At 74.0% G+C, this 16,722-nt stretch carries 12 protein-coding genes; 4 read left to right on the forward strand and 8 right to left on the reverse strand.

Annotation, left to right across the window (positions count from 1 at the left end; all coding sequences use genetic code 11):
- Positions 1-254: 254 nt before the first annotated feature.
- The 6 genes from ACIP4P_RS00590 to ACIP4P_RS00615 form a co-directional block, all read right to left on the reverse strand.
- Positions 255-1,259: an alpha/beta fold hydrolase gene (locus tag ACIP4P_RS00590; protein ID WP_400913234.1), complete on the reverse strand. Its 1,005-nt coding sequence runs from the start codon at positions 1,257-1,259 to the stop codon at positions 255-257.
- A gap of 107 nt (positions 1,260-1,366) precedes the next feature.
- Positions 1,367-1,825 carry a DUF2690 domain-containing protein gene (locus tag ACIP4P_RS00595; RefSeq protein WP_400913237.1) on the reverse strand — a complete coding sequence of 153 codons (459 nt, stop codon included), beginning with the start codon at positions 1,823-1,825 and terminating at the stop codon, positions 1,367-1,369.
- Between the two features lie 352 nt (positions 1,826-2,177).
- Positions 2,178-3,071 (reverse strand): hypothetical protein, encoded by an 894-nt coding sequence (locus ACIP4P_RS00600; protein ID WP_400913239.1) that lies wholly within the window; start codon positions 3,069-3,071, stop codon positions 2,178-2,180.
- Positions 3,072-4,541, reverse strand: a complete 1,470-nt coding sequence (locus ACIP4P_RS00605) for a phenylacetate--CoA ligase family protein (protein WP_400913241.1) — start codon at positions 4,539-4,541, stop codon at positions 3,072-3,074.
- Positions 4,542-4,858: 317 nt separating this feature from the next.
- A complete protein-coding gene (locus ACIP4P_RS00610) occupies positions 4,859-6,469 on the reverse strand; it encodes a carboxylesterase/lipase family protein (RefSeq protein ID WP_400913244.1) in 1,611 nt (536 codons plus the stop codon).
- Positions 6,470-6,638: 169 nt separating this feature from the next.
- On the reverse strand, positions 6,639-7,844 hold the full coding sequence (locus ACIP4P_RS00615) for an alpha/beta hydrolase family protein (protein ID WP_400913246.1): 1,206 nt from the start codon (positions 7,842-7,844) through the stop codon (positions 6,639-6,641).
- A gap of 111 nt (positions 7,845-7,955) precedes the next feature.
- Between ACIP4P_RS00615 and ACIP4P_RS00620 the strand changes: the two genes are divergently transcribed.
- A complete protein-coding gene (locus tag ACIP4P_RS00620) occupies positions 7,956-8,615 on the forward strand; it encodes a TetR-like C-terminal domain-containing protein (protein WP_400913248.1) in 660 nt (219 codons plus the stop codon).
- A 35-nt stretch (positions 8,616-8,650) separates the two neighbouring features.
- Here the strand turns inward: ACIP4P_RS00620 and ACIP4P_RS00625 are convergent, their stop codons facing one another.
- Entirely contained in the window at positions 8,651-10,177 is a 1,527-nt protein-coding gene (locus ACIP4P_RS00625; RefSeq protein WP_400913250.1) for an FMN-binding glutamate synthase family protein, read from the reverse strand.
- A gap of 182 nt (positions 10,178-10,359) precedes the next feature.
- Positions 10,360-11,589: a hypothetical protein gene (locus ACIP4P_RS00630; protein ID WP_400913252.1), complete on the reverse strand. Its 1,230-nt coding sequence runs from the start codon at positions 11,587-11,589 to the stop codon at positions 10,360-10,362.
- A gap of 187 nt (positions 11,590-11,776) precedes the next feature.
- Between ACIP4P_RS00630 and ACIP4P_RS00635 the strand changes: the two genes are divergently transcribed.
- The 3 genes from ACIP4P_RS00635 (at position 11,777) to ACIP4P_RS00645 (ending at position 16,690) form a co-directional block, all read left to right on the forward strand.
- On the forward strand, positions 11,777-13,240 hold the full coding sequence (locus tag ACIP4P_RS00635) for an MFS transporter (RefSeq protein WP_400913255.1): 1,464 nt from the start codon (positions 11,777-11,779) through the stop codon (positions 13,238-13,240).
- On the forward strand, positions 13,240-13,692 hold the full coding sequence (locus tag ACIP4P_RS00640) for a MarR family winged helix-turn-helix transcriptional regulator (protein WP_400913257.1): 453 nt from the start codon (positions 13,240-13,242) through the stop codon (positions 13,690-13,692). Before ACIP4P_RS00635 ends, ACIP4P_RS00640 begins: the two co-directional genes overlap by 1 nt.
- A gap of 232 nt (positions 13,693-13,924) precedes the next feature.
- The gene (locus ACIP4P_RS00645) at positions 13,925-16,690 is read left to right on the forward strand and encodes a M4 family metallopeptidase (RefSeq protein ID WP_400913259.1); all 2,766 of its coding nucleotides are present in this window, start codon (positions 13,925-13,927) and stop codon (positions 16,688-16,690) included.
- The last annotated feature ends 32 nt before the right edge of the window (positions 16,691-16,722 follow it).

The raw sequence follows: 16,722 nt of genomic DNA on the forward strand, positions 1-16,722 counted from the left end.
GGGGGGAGTCACGCCCAGGCCCGGTCGCCGGCCTGGGCCCGGTCGCACTCGTGGGGGAGTCGCGGTCGGGCCCGTCGCCGGTCGAGTTTCGTATGCCCGGTCAACGGTCCGTCCAGACATGACAATTGTCCAGTGGGAAGGCGATTCCAGGCGCGTTCGTCCAGAAGCGCAGGTGGCGGGGCCGTTCCTGACATCACCTCAGTTGTGGGTCCGGTGTCCGGGAGCGCCCGGACACCGGACCCGGCCCGCTCGACTCAGCGGGCCAGGAGCTGCCGCAGCTGGTCGATGACGAACTGCGGGTTCTCCTCCATCACCCAGTGGTTGGCGTTCGGGGCCACCGCGGTGGTCACGTTCGCGGGCACGGCCACGTTCTTCAGGTCCTCGCCGATCGAGTCGCGCATGCTGTACTCCCCGCCGAGGCCGAGCACCGGAACGGTCAGCTTCTGCGCGTCGAGCAGGTCCTGCACCTCCTGCTCGCCCTTCTCCTGCTGGCGGAAGAAGTCGAAGCCGGACCGGGTGGCGCCGGGCCGGCTGTAGGCGGCGATGTACTCCTGCTGGCTCTTGGCGCTCGGCTTCCCGCCCGGGATGTCGCGGTTGAACACCGAGCCGTAGAAGACCTTCTCCCGGCCCGCCACCAACTGCTCCGGCACGCCCGGCTGCTGGCCGTTGACGAAGGAGTCCCACCACAGGAAGTTCGGCTGATCGGCCACCAGCTTCAGGTACCAGGTGGTCGGCGGCGCCTCCAGGACGGCCAACTGGCTCACCTGGTCGCGGTACTTGGCCGCGTAGGCCAGCGCCACCCCGCCCCCGACGTCGTGGCCGGCCACCGCGATCCTGGCGCCGCCGAAGCCGAGGTGCTCCACCACGGCGTGCACGTCCGCGGCCTGGGTGAGGGCGGTCTGGGTGCCGTAGGCGTCGCTCGGGGAGGCCTGCGAGCGGCCCAGGCCGCGCAGGTCGACCGCGATGACGGTGTGGTCCTTGGTGAACGCCGGCGCCACCGGCTCCCAGGCCTGGAGGGTCTCCGGCCAGCCGTGCAGCAGCACCAGCGCCGGACCGTGGCCGGAGACCGCGTAGTGGATCCGCAGGCCGTCGCTGATCGCGTAGCCGTCCTTGAAGCCCGGCAGCCCGCCGGGCGGGGTGCCGGCGGCGTCGGCGGCGCCGCCGGTGGCGGTGAACAGTGTGGCGACGGTGAGCGCGGTGGCGGCCGCCGTGACCGGCCAGCGGCGCCGACGCTTCGTCAACTCGGGTGCTAAGGACATGACTTCCCCCATGTGATCGTTTCGACGTGAGGCGCATCGTAGCGCTGCGGCCGGGCGCCTAGGACGCCGGGGCGCCTAGGACGCCGGGGCGCCTGGCCGCAGCGGCGTCAGTACGAGTCGGTGTAGCCCGCGTGACTGCCGATCTGCCCCGAGGAGTCGGTGGCGTTGCCGACGGCGTAGGACTTGTAGTTGGCGTCGTCGACCATGGCGGTGTAGCAGTAGTACTGCCCGGCGCCCGAGTCCCAGGACGAACGGTCGCAGCCTTCCCGCTGGTTGTCCCTCTGGCGGACCACGTTCGCCCAGAGGTTGCCGCCCCGGGAGTAGACCCGGGCCCAGACGGTGCGGCACGACGGGCTGTACCGCAGTTCGATGGTGCCGACCTGGCCGATGCCGTCGGCGTTCAGGGGGACGGACCGCGCGGTGATCGCGTCGGCGGCGCAGCCGGACGAGATCGGGTCCTGCCCGTCGCGGCCGGCGGCGTTCGCGGTCCCGCCGACGCCCGCGGCCAGGGCGACGGTGACCGCGCCGACCGCGGCCGCTCGCTTGAGAGTGGTGGAGATGCGCATGTGACCCTCCGGGGGTGGCTGGTGATCAGTACAGGGTCGAGCAGGCGTGGCCGCCGTTGTCGTCCTCGTCGTCGCAGGCCTTGGACTGGACGCCGGCGTCGTTCACCACCGCGGTGTAGAACGGCCCGGAGGCGTTGGAGGGGACGTACTGCGGGGATTGCCGCGACGCAGAGTGTTGCGCCCGGAGCCCGCCCCCGTCACCGGCTGGGCGTCCCCGGTCGTCCCCGGGACGCGCGCCCGCACCGCCGGGACACCTGACCGCACCGCGGGGACGCCACTGGGACGTGGGACGGCGCTGGTCGGGGGCGGTCCGGGGCGGTCCGCGGTGGTCTTCCGCCGGGTGGAGCAGGCCTCAGGCCGGCTGCCGTGCGGCGCCGGACGCCGCCGGGGGCGGGAGGGGCCGGCCCTCGCGCCACTGGGCGGTGGTGCGCTCGCCGCCGGCCCGGCGGCGCAGGAACAGGTGCTGGACGACGATCAGCGGCCCCAGCGCGGTGAGCAGCGGGAAGCCGGTGGAGAGCAGGCCGAGGGCGAAGCAGGCGCTGACCGCGCTGGTCACCAGCAGGCCGGTCAGCGCGGCGCACCAGGCCGCCGCCCGGCCGTACGCCTTCGCGGCGACCAGCGGGAAGAGCACCAGCAGCAGCAGGTCGCCGAGGCCGACGGCGACCGGGTGCGGCCCGCCGGTGAGGGCCAGCATCGGGGCGAACGGGCGGTCCCGGACCTGCTCGAAGAAGCGTCCGGTGGTGTCGGTGAGGGTGGTGGCGACCAGGTCGTAGCAGGTGAGCGCGGCGGCCAGGGCGGCGGCGTGGGTGGACCGCAGGCCGCTCTGGGTCCAGAGGTTGGCGACGCCGACCACGGCGACGGCGATCAGCAGGTCGCTGCCGGCCCGGGCGGCGCCCGGGTGGCCGGTGAGCGCGGCGAGTGCGGTGGCGGCGGTGCCGGCCAGGGCGGTCGCCCAGGACCAGGGCGCGGCCCGCAGCCGGGTGGCGGCGAGCAGCGGGGCGAGGGTGAACTGCACGGCGAGGCAGAGGACCAGTCCGAACACGGCGGAGACGGCGGCCCCGGGCAGCGCGGTGTACAGCAGCGGGGCGACCACCACGCCGACGCACAGCACGGCGATGTCGCCGCCGGTGTACACCCCGACCGGCGGCCGGGGCATCCGGACCCGGGCGAGGTACCCGGCCGCGACGGCGGTCACGGCGGCGACGGCGGCGCTCAGCGCGGCCAGCGCGAGGGGGTCGACGTCCATTCAGTGCCTCCCGGTGCCGGGCTCGCCCGTGCTCTCGAAGCTGTGCTCGCGCAGGTCGGCGCGGACCGGGGTGGTCGGCGGCAGGGTGGCCCGGTCCTCGTGCAGCACGATCGCGGACAGGCGCAGGCCGGCGGTGGCGGCCCGTTCCTCCAGTCGGCCGAGCAGGCCGGTCGCGGGCAGCCGGGGGACCAGCAGGTGGAGTCGGGCGGGGCCGTCGGGCCCGTCCGGCCCTTCGGTGAGGGCGTACCGGGCGGGCAGCGGCACCTCCGGTTCGGCCTCCACCAGGTCGAGCACCGCACGGGTGGTGACGACGGTGCTGAGCGGGCCGTTCCAGCGGCCGAGGATCTCGGAGGTGGCGGGCAGGTGGGCGAGTTCGCAGTCCGGTGGTCCGTCCGGGAGGCGGACCAGGTCGCCGGTGGCGTAGCGCAGCAGCAGGGTGCACTCGCGGTAGGGCACGTACGGGGTGTGCACCACGGTGCCGGTCCCGCCGGGCGCGGTCGGCTCCCAGGTGACCGGGTCGAGCACCTCCAGGTGCCCGAACTCGGTGGTGTGGTGCAGATGGCCCAGGCTGCAGGGGGTGGCGCCCGAGGGCAGGATCTCCGTCATCAGGTACCCGGAGGAGACGGCCGCGCCGAACACCTCCTCGGCCCGGCGGCGCAGCGGGGCGGACAGCACCTCGCCGCCGACGCTGATCGACTGCAGGCCGAAGTCCCCGGGGTGCCGTCGGTGGTGCTCGGCCTCCTGGACCAGCGCGGCCAGGTAGGAGGCGGAGGTGGTGAGGTGGGTGATCCGCGGGTCCTTGCCGGGCAGGCCGAGCGGGGCGGCCAGTCGGTCGAGGGCCAGCACCGGGTCGATGGTGCCGAACTGGACGAAGCCGGCGCCGGTGCGGGTGGTCGACTCCTCGGCGTAGACCAGGGGCAGGGTGGCGCGGGAGCAGCCCGCGTAGGCGAGGGTGTGGCGGGGCCGCAGGCCGAGGCCGAGCACGGCGGAGATGGTGCTGAACGCGATCGCGCCGTCGATCTCGTCGCGGGAGAACCAGACCGCGGTGGGGGTGCCGCTGGTGCCGGTGGTGAGTGCCAGCAGGGCGGGGGCGGCGGCGTCCGAGACGAAGTCGGTGGGGCGGGCGCGCAGGGCCTGTTTGTGGGTGACCGGGACGCGGGACCAGTCCTCGGGCTCCAACGTACCTGGGTCGATGCCGAGTTCGGCGAACTGCCGGCGATAGTGGGCGGTGTGCCGGGCAGCGGTCCGGGCGGTGGCGCGCAGACTGCGCCGGGTCACCTCGCGGCGCAGCTGGGGGTCCACGTGCCCGGCCCGGCCGGGCAGCAGCGCGGAGTCCTCGCCGGGTTCACCGAACTCGGCGATGGTGGCGACCAGATCGCGGGCGAGCCGCTCCAGGTCCCGTGGACGGATCCGACGGTTCGTCAGAATTGCTGCGCCGTAGCGCAGTTGGCTCATTGCGGTCGCGAACACGGGCATGCTCCCCGGGCCAGGGTCGGACAGGACACCACCCGGTCCTGGCCCGGGTTCGGCCAGGTCAGGCCATGTGCAGGAACATCGCCGCGGTGAGGGTGCTGAAGGCGTACTTGAGGTAGTGCTTGACCATGCTCGGTTCCTCCTTCGTGCGGGCGCACGACCGGTCCGGCCGGGCGCGCTGCGGTGTCGTCCGCGGCCGTGACGTGGCCGGCGGGCAGCCGCAGTCTAGGGGCGGACCGGGCGTGCGGAACAGCCCATGTGCATGGGTAATTCTCCGGCGATTCATTTCAGTTGCCGGATTGAGGAACCGCCGCCTAGAAAGCCCAGTCCGGGAAGTCGTAGGCGTCCCAGAGCGCGCGCTCGTCGTCGTGCGGTGCGTACTGGACGGTCGGTTCGAGGTCCCAGATCCGGGTCGCCCGGGCGTCCGGGGTGTAGGCCGGCCAGCCCGGCTCGCCGCAGCGGGCGAAGTCCGTCCAGGCCCCCATCATCCGGTCGGACAGCCGGGTGAGCGCGGGCCGCTGCTCGGCGACGGTCGCGGCGCCGCGCGGGAACGCGCCCAGGTCCAACCCGCCGAACACGAAGGGCAGTTCCAGGGTGTGCGCGGCCCCGAGGTTCTGCGCGGCCGGCAGCCCCGGGACGTACGGGACGTGCCAGTCGAACTGGTAGACGTGGGTGGGCCGCCAGTGGGACTGCGCCTCGGCGAGCCGCAGGGTGGGCACCCGCTCGGTCTGGTCGGTGAGCATCGCGTTGACCACCCGGCCCTCGGCCAGGCCCGGCCGGTTCGCCGCGTAGTGGTCGTACATCTGCTGCTTGCGGTCGGCGAGCACGGCGGGCAGCGTCCGGTAGGCGCTCAGCGGCAGGTCCAGCACCGCGGGGTTGAACAGCGCCCAGTAGTCGGTCTCGTTCTCGTTGCTGCCGGCCATCACGTCGACCTCGCGGGCGCTGCCGGCCGCGATCCGCTCCACCACCGGTCCGGGCACCAGCGAACCGTCGATGTACGGCCCGAAGAACACGGCCGCGGCCGGCCCGGACAGCCCGCCCTGGGCCTGCTGCTGGAGGTCCAGGAGCTGCCGGGTGGTCAGCCGGTCGAGGTCGGCGACCGAGGTGATGCCGCCGGTCGTGAAGACGTGCTGGGCGGTGCGCCGCGCGGAGTCCGCGGTGTGCACCAGGTAGCCCGGCCCGCTCTCGATGATCGCCCGCCGGAACAGCCGCTCCGGGTGGTCGCCGGCCAGGGTGGCGCTGATCGAGACGGCGCCCGCCGACTGCCCGAAGACGGTGACGTCCGAGGGGTCCCCGCCGAAGCCTGCGATGTGCCGGTGGACCCACTCCAGGGCGGCCCGCTCGTCCCGCAGGCCGTTGTTCCCCGAGCCGGCGTAGGCCGGGTCCAGCCCGCCGAGCTCCGTCCAGCCCAGGATGCCGAGCCGGTAGTCGAGGTTGACCACCACCGCGTCGCCGCGCACGGCCAGCCGGCCGCCGTCGTACACCGCGTCCTCGGCGGAGCCCAGTTCGTCCGCCCCGCCGTGCAGGAACACCATCACCGGCTTGGGCCCGCCGCCGGTGCGCGGCGCCCAGACGTTCAGGTGGAGGCAGTCCTCCACGCCCTCGCCGCCGGCGCTCAGGTCCTCCGGGCAGCCGGGCTTGGCCTCGGTGGCCGCCAGGGTTCCCCGCCAGGGCGCGGCCGGCTGCGGCGGCCGGAACCGGTTCGCCCCGGTCGGGGCCGCCGCGTACGGCACCCCGAGGAAGGCGCAGCGGCCGTCCTGCGCCACGCCCCGCACCCGGCCCAGCGAGGTCACGGCGCGGCAGCCGGGCCCGTCGAGGCCTTGCCCCCGGGCCTCCTGGGCCTGCGCCGTGCCGATCGTCGGGGCCAGCGCCAGCAGCGTGGCCGCGGCCGTGGCCGCCCATCTCTTCACCATGTGCGCGTGCACGTTCCGTCGCTCCTCCGCGTCCGCCCGCGCGGCCCCGGGCGGGGCCGCACTCAGGCGTGTCCGCCCCAGCCTGGTCCGTGGGCTGACGCCGTGTCATAGGCGCGCGGGTGGAGCTTGCCGGTCTCCACCCGGGGATGGAGGCGGGTGGAGACCGGCGGCCGGCGGTGGCTCAGGCCTTCGGGGTGAGCGTGTCGTCCAGCCAGTCGAAGGCGACCTGCTGGAACCGTGCCATGGCCCCCATGTGGCAGTGCTCGCCGGCGCCCTCGGCCTCGGGGAGGGTGACCAGGGTGCGGGGGCAGGTGAGCGCGGCCTCGACGAGTTGCGGCTGGCCGTGGAAGAACTGGTCGTCCTCGGCCTCCAGGATCAGGGTGGGGCACTCGATGAGCCCGGCGACGCCCTCCAGGGTGTAGTCGACGGTCCGGCGGATGTAGTCCGACGCCGACGCGGCGCCGAAGGTCCACACCCCGTTGCGCAGCGCCCAGCGGAGCTGGGTGCTCACCTGCATCAGCAGGGCCAGTACGGGCTCGGAGAGGTCGTCGCGCCCGGCCTCGATCCACTCCCGCAGGAACGGCGGCATCATGCGGGCGTGGGCGTCGTGGTAGTCGTACAGGCCGTCGTCCAGGACCAGCGCGGCCAGCCGGTGCTCGTGGGCGGCGGCGCGGGCGGTGAGGTAGCCGCCGAGGCTGTAGCCGAGCAGGGCGATCCGGTCGGGGTCGATCTCGGGCCGGGTGAGCGCGTAGTCGACCACCGGGGTGACCACGGCCTCCCAGTCCGGGCGGAAGAACAGGCCCTGCTCGCGCAGCGCGGCGCCCTGGCCCGGGCCGTCGTAGGCCAGCACGTTGTAGCCGCGGCGCAGCGCGGCCGCGCCGACGACGAACCAGGCCTCCTCCAGGGTGGAGTCGAAGCCGCTGGTGAAGACCAGGGTCGGCCGGGGGAGGCCGGAGTCGTCGACCAGGAAGAGGTAGCCGGGCAGGGTGGTGTCCTGGTACGGGATGCGGACGGCCTCGACGGGGGTGTCCAGCAGGCCCGCGGCGGTGGCGAAGGTCTCCCGGGAGGCCGCCGAGAGCGCCTTGGCCTCGGGGTCGTTGGCGGGGTCGTCGCGGCGGTAGAACTCGGCGGTGCGGTAGTAGTTCGAGGCGCGCAGCAGGGCCTCGCGGGCACTGACCCGGTGGCCGGCGGTCAGGGCGTCGGTGCCGATGGCGTGGACGCGCTGCGCGGTCCGCCGCCACTGGCGCAGCCAGGCGTCCTCGTCGCCCTCGGGGATGCTGCGGAGGGTGGTCAGGACCTCGCCCAGGTCGGCGCCGCCGTCGTTGGCGAAGCCGGCCGCGCGCAGCGCCTCGAAGGAGAACGACTCGTCCTCGTACAGGAATCGCATGGTGCACCCCAGACCATTTGTCGAGACGGAACCGTTCCGTCTCGTCTTGGGTTCGACGATAGACCTCGTCCAGTCGAGACGCAAGCGTTCCGTCTGAGGTAGGTTCGGGGCATGCCCAGCTCTTCCGCGCCCCCGCCGCCGACCTCGCCGTCGACCCCGCCGCCGACCCCCGCCCCCGACCGCCCGTCCGGGCGCCGGCTCCCCGGCGGGCCGGTGCTCCAGGACTCGGTGACCGCGGCGATCGCCGCCGCCTTCTTCGAGGAACTGGCGGCCACCGGCTACGCCCGGCTGTCCCTGGAAGCGGTGGCCAAGCGGGCCGGCGCGGGCAAGGCGGCCATCTACCGCCGCTGGGCCTCCAAGCTGGAGATGACCGTCGACCTGGTCACCGCCGTCGCGGTCGACGCCTCCGGGCCCGCCGACACCGGGACGCTGCGCGGCGACGTGCTCGCCTTCCTCACCGAGGTCGACGCGGCGCTGCGCCAACCGCTCCCGGCCCGGATCATCCCGGACCTGATCGCCGAGGGGCACCGCACCCCCGAACTGGCCGAGGCGCTGTTCACCGCCGTCCGCGACACCCGGCGGGGCAAGGCCGTCGAGCTCCTGGAGCGGGCGGTCGACCGTGGCGAACTCCCCGCCGACGTGGACCGCGGGCTCGCGCTCGACCTGCTGGCCGGCCCGCTCTACTGGCGCCTCGCGGTCGTCCACACCCCGACCGCCCCGGACCACCTGGACCGGCTCACCGACAAACTGATCGCGGCCTTCCGCGCCTGAGGCACGGAAGGCCGCGATCGGCGGGGCCGGGTGGGTCAGGCGGTCGGCCGGCCCGTCATCAGGGCGGTGATGCCGGCGGCGAGCTCCGGACCGAGCTCGCCCCAGCCGTCCTTGTAGCCGTACACGCCGCCCAGCGTGCGGGCCTCGTAGTCGCCGTTCATGATCTCGATGTCGTCCGCCGTGATCAGGCCCGGGTGGGCGACGCCGACCGCCGACGAGACCTTCAGCAGCTCCTTGCGCAGGGTGCGCAGGTAGACGGCGGCCCGGGTGGACTTGGAGGCCGGGTCGAGACCGCGGGCCAGCCACGGGTTCTGGGTGGCTATGCCGGTGGGGCACTTGTCGGTGTGGCACTTCTGCGCCTGGATGCAGCCGATCGACAGCATCGCCTCGCGGGCCACGTTGATCATGTCGACGCCCAGCGCGAAGGCGACCGCGGCGTTCTCGGGCAGGCCGAGCTTGCCCGAGCCGATGAAGGTCAGCTCGTCGGTCAGCCCCAGCTCGGCGAAGGTGCCGTAGACCCGGGAGAAGCCCATCCGGAACGGCAGCGACACCGAGTCGGCGAACATCCGCGGCGCCGCGCCGGTGCCGCCCTCGCCGCCGTCGACCGTCACGAAGTCGACGCCCCGGTCGCCGCGCGCCATCAGCCGGGCCAGGTCCTGCCAGAAGCCCAGCTCGCCCACCGCGCTCTTGACCCCGACCGGCAGGCCGGTCTCGGCCGCGATCAGCTCGACGAAGTCCAGCATCGAGTCGACGTCGTCGAACGCCGAGTGCCGGGACGGCGAGGCGCAGTCCTGGCCGACCGGGATGCCGCGGATCGCGGCGATCTCGGGGGTCACCTTGGCGCCCGGCAGCATCCCGCCCAGCCCGGGCTTGGCGCCCTGGGAGAGCTTGATCTCGATCGCCCGGACCGGCGCCCCGGCGACGACCTCCTTGAGCTTGTCCAGGTTGAAGGTGCCGTCCTCGTTGCGGCAGCCGAAGTACGAGGTGCCGAGCTGGAGCACCAGGTCGCCGCCCTGGCGGTGGTACGGCGAGAGGCCGCCCTCGCCGGTGTTGTGCAGGGTGCCGGCCTCCGCCGCGCCCTTGTTGAGCGCCGTGATGGCCGCGCCGGAGAGCGAGCCGAAGCTCATCGCCGAGATGTTCACCACGCTGGCGGGCCGGAACGCCTTGGCGCGCCCGCGCGGACCGCCCAGCACCTTGGCCGAGGGCAGCGGGGCCTGCGGGTCGTGGGCGTCGGGCAGGGCGCCGGCGAAGGTGCGCTGCTTGACGTAGGCGTGCCCCTGGACGTGCGCGGCGTCGACCTCCGTCCCGAAGCCGAAGTAGTTGTTCTGCTCCTTCGCCGAGGCGTAGATCCAGGTGCGCTGGTCGCGGCTGAACGGGCGCTCCTCCTCGTTGGAGGTCACGATGTACTGCCGCAGCTCCGGCCCGATCGTCTCCAGCAGGTACCGGGCGTGCCCGAGCACCGGGAAGTTCCGCAGCAGGGCGTGCTTCTTCTGCATGAGGTCACGGGCGGCCAGAAGCGCCACCGCTGTCGCGGCGGCCGCCCCGATCTTCCGGGCTTGCATGGAGGTTCCTCCTCGGTGCACGGCCCCATCGCCGTCGGTGGGGCCGTCGTGTCGTGCCGGGCGTCGGTCGACGGGCCGTCCGCAGGGTGGGCGTCGGTCCGTCGAGGAATGCGAACCGATCGTAAGAGGCCCCCCTGACCGCGCTGCGGTCAGGGGGGCCTCGGGGCTCCGGCGGCGGTGGCTCAGGCCGTGTAGCGGGTCGTGCGGTAGCCGCCCTCGGCGGTGCGGTCCACTTCCGCGGCGTCCCAGGTGTGGGGCGTCGCCAGCTTCCACTTGGCCCGCAGAACCGCGTGCTCCGCGCGGTTCCTGGTCACGTACCACTGGCCCATCCGGCACCAGGCCAGCGGCTCGTCGGCCTCGGTGGCCACGGCCCGGACCAGCTGGGTCGCGTGCCGGGCCACCTCCGACTCCAGGTACTGGTTCATCCGGTAGGTGGCCTGGTCGCCGTGCTGGAACATGGCGTAGTCGGAGCCGGCCCGGGTGTGCAGCCGGCCGTGCTCCAGGGCCACGCTGCCGCTACGGGTGACCTGCTCCCGGGAGTTGTCGGCGATCCCGGCGTTGAGCCGGTTCAGCAGCTTGGCCTTCTCCTGGGTGGCCTCCGGGATCTGGCCGCCCCCGCCGCCCTGGGCGGAGTACACCTCGTGCAGGTCGTAGTCCCCGGTGTAGAGGTACTTCTTCCACTGCGGGTCGGTCTTCAGGGTGACCATCGCCGGCCCGCCGCCCGGCGCGTCCATGTCGAGCGGCACGTACTGCTCGCCGTCGGCGCCCGTCCGCACGATCCCGGCGGGCACGGCCGGGGGCGGGTTGTCGATCCGCACCCCGGTCAGGCCCTGGGCGCCCCAGTGGCCGACGAAGCCGCTCAGGTCGTTGGCGTCCAGCCAGCTCAGGATGGCCGCCGGGTCGCCCTGGACCTGCCCGGGGCCGGTGCCGTACTTCTTCTCGACCGAGCCCGGCTTGATCGACTTCTCCAGGATGGTGTGCGGCTTGGCCTTGGCCCCCTCGGCGATCCGCCGGATCGAGTACTCCCCGGTCTCCCGGACGGCGATGGTGTACTTGTGCTTCTTGCACACCGCCGAGATGGCGTCCCAGTGCTCCTGCCACACGATGTCCTGGAGGTCGGCGGCCCGTCCGCCCGGTGCGACGCTCCGACCGTCGAACCTGCCGGCCTCCGTCTTGGCCAGCACGTTGCTCTCGGTCAGCGCCCGCTGCACCACCGCGCCGCCGCCCGGACCGCCCGCCACCCGTTGGAGCGCCCGGCCGGTCGCCGCGTTGCCGACGGTGCGCTGCAGGTCGGTGGCGGACCGCGGGGTCCCGACTCCGGCCTCCGGCCCCACCCGGGCGGCGGTCCGCCGGGTCGGACCCGCCTCGCGCGGGGACGGCCCGGTGGTCTCCTGCGGTTTCCTCGCCTGCATGCCGACGCCTCCTCCTCGGTTCCCTTCGGCCCCGTTATATCGGGAGTTCGCCGGGAGGAGGAGGGCGTGTCCGGACGTGCCTGGTCAGGGCACGGGTGCGGTCCGTCCCCGCCGCGGAGTGTTGTCACCCGATTAGTTGTAGGTGCACAATGATGACAACAACACAATTAACTCCGGGAGTGCCCCCATGCCCGATGCCGCCCGGCCACGGCCGTGGCTCGTCCTCGCCATCTGCTGCCTGAGCCTGCTGATGGTCAGCCTCGACGTCACCATCCTGAACGTGGCCCTGCCCGCCATCCGGAGCGACCTGCACACCTCGGTGTCCGGGCTGCAGTGGACGGTCGACGCCTACACCCTGGTGCTGGCCAGCCTGCTGATGCTGTCCGGCTCGACCGCCGACCGGATCGGGCGGCGCCGGGTGTTCCGGATCGGGCTGGTGGTGTTCAGCGCGGCCTCCCTGCTGTGCAGCCTGGCCCCCGGGCTCGGCTGGCTGATCGCGGCCCGGATGCTCCAGGCGGTCGGCGGATCGATGCTCAACCCCGTCGCCATGTCGATCATCAGCAACACCTTCACCGACTCCCGCCAGCGCGCCCGCGCGATAGGCGTCTGGGGCGGTGTCGTGGGCATCAGCATGGCCGCCGGTCCGATCATCGGCGGGGCGCTGGTGGAGTCGGCCGGCTGGCGCGCGATCTTCTGGATCAACGTCCCGGTCGGCCTCGCCGCGCTCTTCCTGACCGGCCGGTACGTCCCGGAGTCGCGGGCGGCCCGGCCGCGCCGGGTGGACCCGGTCGGTCAGCTGCTGGTCGTGGTGCTGCTCGCCGGGCTCACCTACGCGATCATCGAGTCGCCGCAGCTCGGCTGGACCTCGCCGGTGGTGCTCGGTTGCGCGGCGGCGGCCGTGGTCGCGCTGCTGGGCCTGCTCCGCTACGAGCCCCGGCGCACCGACCCGCTGATCGACCTGCGGTTCTTCCGCTCCGCGCCGTTCGCGGGCGCCACCGTGATCGCGGTCGCCGCCTTCGCCGGACTCGGCGGCTTCCTGTTCGTCAGCTCCCTCTACCTCCAGGACGTCCGGAAGCTCGAACCGCTGCACGCGGGGCTGTACATGCTGCCGATGGCCGTCATGGCGCTGGTGACCGGGCCGCTGTCCGGCCGGATGGTGGCCGCCCGGGGGCCGCGCGTGCCGCTGCTGCTGGCCGGGACGGCCCTGAGCGCGAGCGCCGTGCTCCAGGCGGTCGGCTACTCCGAGCACCTGCCGGCCGGCCTGCTGGTCCTCGCGTTCCTGCTCTTCGGCATCGGATTCGGCCTGGTCAACGCGCCGATCACGAACACCGCCGTGTCCGGGATGCCGCGCGCGCAGGCGGGCGTGGCGGCGGCCGTCGCCTCCACCAGCCGACAGGTCGGCCAGTCGCTGGGCGTGGCCGTGATCGGCGCCCTGATGGCCGGCGCGGCCCACGCGGATCCGGCGGCCTTCGTCGGGGCGGCGCGGACGGCCTGGTGGATCATCGCCGGCTGCGGGGCCGTGGTGCTGGTCGCCGGTACGCTCACTTCCGGCCGCTGGGCCCGGGCGACGGCCGAGCGCGCGGCGGCCCGGCTCGCCGCCGAGGAGATCGGCGAAGGGACCAGGACGGCGAAGGAGAGGGTGGACGTCTGATGGAGCGTTCTCTCGGCGGCGGACACCCGGAGGGGCGCGGGGTCGACCCGGAGACGGCGGGCCGGGTCTGGCAGGGCATGAGCGCCCTCGTGCTGGAGCGCCACAACCGCCGCAAGGCCGTCTCCGACGCCCTCGGCATGAGCTTCGGTCGGGTCAAGGCCCTGCGCCGCCTCGCCGGCGGCCCGCTCACCCTGCGGGAACTGGCCGAACGCCTGACCTGCGATCCGCCGTACACCACCGTGATCGTCGACGACCTGGTGCGGCGCGGCCTCGCCGAGCGGATCACCAACCCCGCCGACCGGCGCTCCAAATTGGTCCACCTCACCGAGGAGGGCGAGGCGAAGGCGGCGCTGGCCACCGGGATCCTCACCACCCCGCCGGAGGCCCTGCTCGCGCTGCCGCCGGAGGACCTCCGCGCGCTCGACCGGGTGCTGGCGAAGCTCCTGGGCTGACCCTCCGTGGGCCCTGTGGGCCCCGGTGTGCCGGGGGGCGCCGTCGGTCGCGGCCCGTGGGTCGGTCGAACTACATATTCAGTCTATCGACATATGCAGAGAAGTGGCCTATGGTCGTCGCATGGCGGGCGGCCGGCTCCGGAGAACGGACGAGTCGTGGGGTGGGAGCCCGCCGCACCCGTGTGGTCCGGCGTACGACCGGACCCCCCGTTTTCCCGAGGGAGGACCCGCAGTGCACCACCGTTCCCGTACGCCCAAGCTGCTCGGCGCCGCCGTGGCCGTCGTGCTGGGCCTCGGCGTCGGCGTACCGCCGGCGTTCGCCGGACCGCCCGGGGAGCTGACGGCCGAGGCCGACCCCGTGCCCCGCCTGGTCGCCGGTACGGACACCGCCGCGCCCCAACTGGTCACCGGCGTCGACGAGTCGGCTCCCGGCGCCGACCCCGCCGAGGCGGCTCGCGCCCACCTCGCCGCCCACCGGGACCGGTACGGGGTCGACCCGGCGGAGCTCGTCGCGACCGGCGTGCAGCGCTCGTCGGACGGCCGTCGCACCGTCCGCTTCGAGCAGCGGCACGGCGGTGTGCCGGTCCTCGGCGCCGCGTACCTGGTCCACCTGGCCGGGGAGGGCGACGCCCAGCGCGTCGAGTCGGTCGGCGGCAAGTACTTCACCGGCCTGACCGCCCCGACCGCCCAGACCGTCCCGGACGAGGCGCTGCGCGGCCTCGCGCTCGCCTCGGTCGAGGACGGCCCGGCCCGCACGGGGGCCACCGCCGAGGACGGCGGACTGGTCGTGCTGCCCGGCGGGGCCGGCCGACTGGCCCGGCACTTCACGGTGCGCGGCACCGACCGGACGGTCTGGGACGGCAAGGCCCGCAAGGTCTACCTGGACGCCACCACCGGCGCGGTCGCCCTCGCCGAGACCACCGGGGTCGCGGACACCCCGCAGACCCCCGCGGCCGCACCCGCCGCGCCCGCGCCCACTGCCGGGCTCGAACCCGCCGTCGGCACCGCGCCGGACGTCCACGGCAACCGGGTCAAGGTGAACATCGCCCGGCTGCCGGACGGGACCTACCAACTGATCGACCTCACCCGCCCGAGCGTCCTGACCGTCTACGACGCCGGCGGCCGGGACGAGATGGACCTGCCCGGCCGACTGCCCGGCAACCTCCACCCGGTCAGCTCGCCGACCCCGGACTTCCCGGACTCGCTCGCCGCCACCGGCGCCGCCGAGGCGCAGCGCAACGCCGCCGCCGTCTACGACTTCTACCGCGACCGGCTCGGCCGCAACGGGATCGACGGCAACGGCGGCCCGATCGACGCCGTGGTGAACGTGACCAGCGGGGGCAAGGGCCTGACGAACGCCTACTGGAACGCCGGGCGGATGACGTACGGGAGCGGCGACGACAAGTACTACCCGTTCGCCGTGGCGCTCGACGTGGCCGGCCACGAGATGACGCACGGCGTCGTCCAGTACACCGCCAAGCTCGCCGACCGGGACCAGCCCGACGCCCTCAACGAGGCCCTCGCCGACTACTTCGGCAACGCCGTCGAGGACACCGCACTCGACATCCCGATGACCGACCCGCGCGCCCCCCTGCTCGGCGAGAGCCTCTGCCGCACCGGCACCCAGGAGGCCTGCGCGACGCGCCGCCTGGACACCGGCCGCAGCACCCTGAAGGATTACGTCGGCTTCCCGGCGGGCTTCGCCGACGGCTCGCACGACAACTCGGCGATCATGAGCGGCGCGCTCTGGGACATCCGGCGCACCCTGGACCCGCTGCTCGCCGACCGACTGGTCTACCGGGCGCTCTCCGAGTACCTCACCCCGCTGGACACCTTCGTCGACACCCGCAACGCGGTGCTCGCCGCCGGCCGCTCGCTCGGCCTCACCCGGGCCCAACTCCACGCGGTGACCGCCGCGTTCGACGCGCACGGGATCAAGGAGGGCTGGGAACACCGGATCGGCATGGACAGCCGGAGCCTGATGCGGTCGCTCACCGACGGCAGCCAGAGCCGGCCGGACGTCGTCGACGGCCGCTGGGTGATGGCCAGTGGCCCGACCGGCGTCGTCACCGGAACCCTCGGCCGCAACGCCGAGCCGGTCCGGCTCAGCCCGGCCGACGACAAGCGCTCGCACTACGGGCCCGCCACCGACGGCACCCTCGCGGCCTGGATCGCCCAGGGCGCGGCCGTCGGCGGCCCGCCGGAGATGAGCGTGCTGACGCGCCCGCTGGACGGCGGCGCCACGAACACCGTCTACAGCAGCAGTGGCCGGCTGGTCCAGGGCGTCCGGGTGTCCGGCGGGAACGTCGCCTTCCAGGCGTACGACTACCGCACCGGCGTGCACCAGCCGTGGCTCTCGGTGAACGGCGCGCAGGCCGCGCCGATCGCGCTGCCGGACGGCCACCACGGCGAGGGCGTCTCGCTGCGCGGCGACCTGCTCGCCTGGACGGAGCGGTGGCAGGAGGGCGGGCACACCGTCTACGCGCCCACCGTCTACTCGCTCTCCGCGGGCAAGGTCGTCGCCCAGTACGTCGCGGGCGGCACCGGCGGCACCGGCGGCACCGTTGCTACCGCGGGTACCGGGCTCAGGGCCGACCACGTGCTGCTGACCGCGGACCGGCTGCTCTGGCTGGAGACGCCGCTCGACGGGAGCCGCGGCACCTCGATCCGCTCCGCCGCCCTCGACGGCTCGGACGTGACCGACCTGCTGACCGGCAGCACCACCGAGCCGCGCCAGATCAACGAGCTGACCGCCTCGGAGAAGGCCGTCACCTTCGGCTACGCCTTCACCTGGCCGAAGGGCCGGCACGTCGTCAACAGCGACCTGCCGAAGCTCTGGCAGCTCCCGATCGACGGCGGCACCCCGGAACGCCTCTCCTGCAACCGGGGCGGCCAGTACATGCCGGTGGCCGACCGCGGCACCCGGGTGCTCTGGGCGGACGCCACGCCGGGCCGCACCGACCTGGTGGTGCGCGAGCGCCCGGCCGGCACCTGCTGACCGCACCCCGCCGAACTCCGGCGCTCCCGTCC

The organism is Kitasatospora sp. NPDC089509 (assembly GCF_044749365.1).
Taxonomy (GTDB): Bacteria; Actinomycetota; Actinomycetes; order Streptomycetales; family Streptomycetaceae; genus Kitasatospora.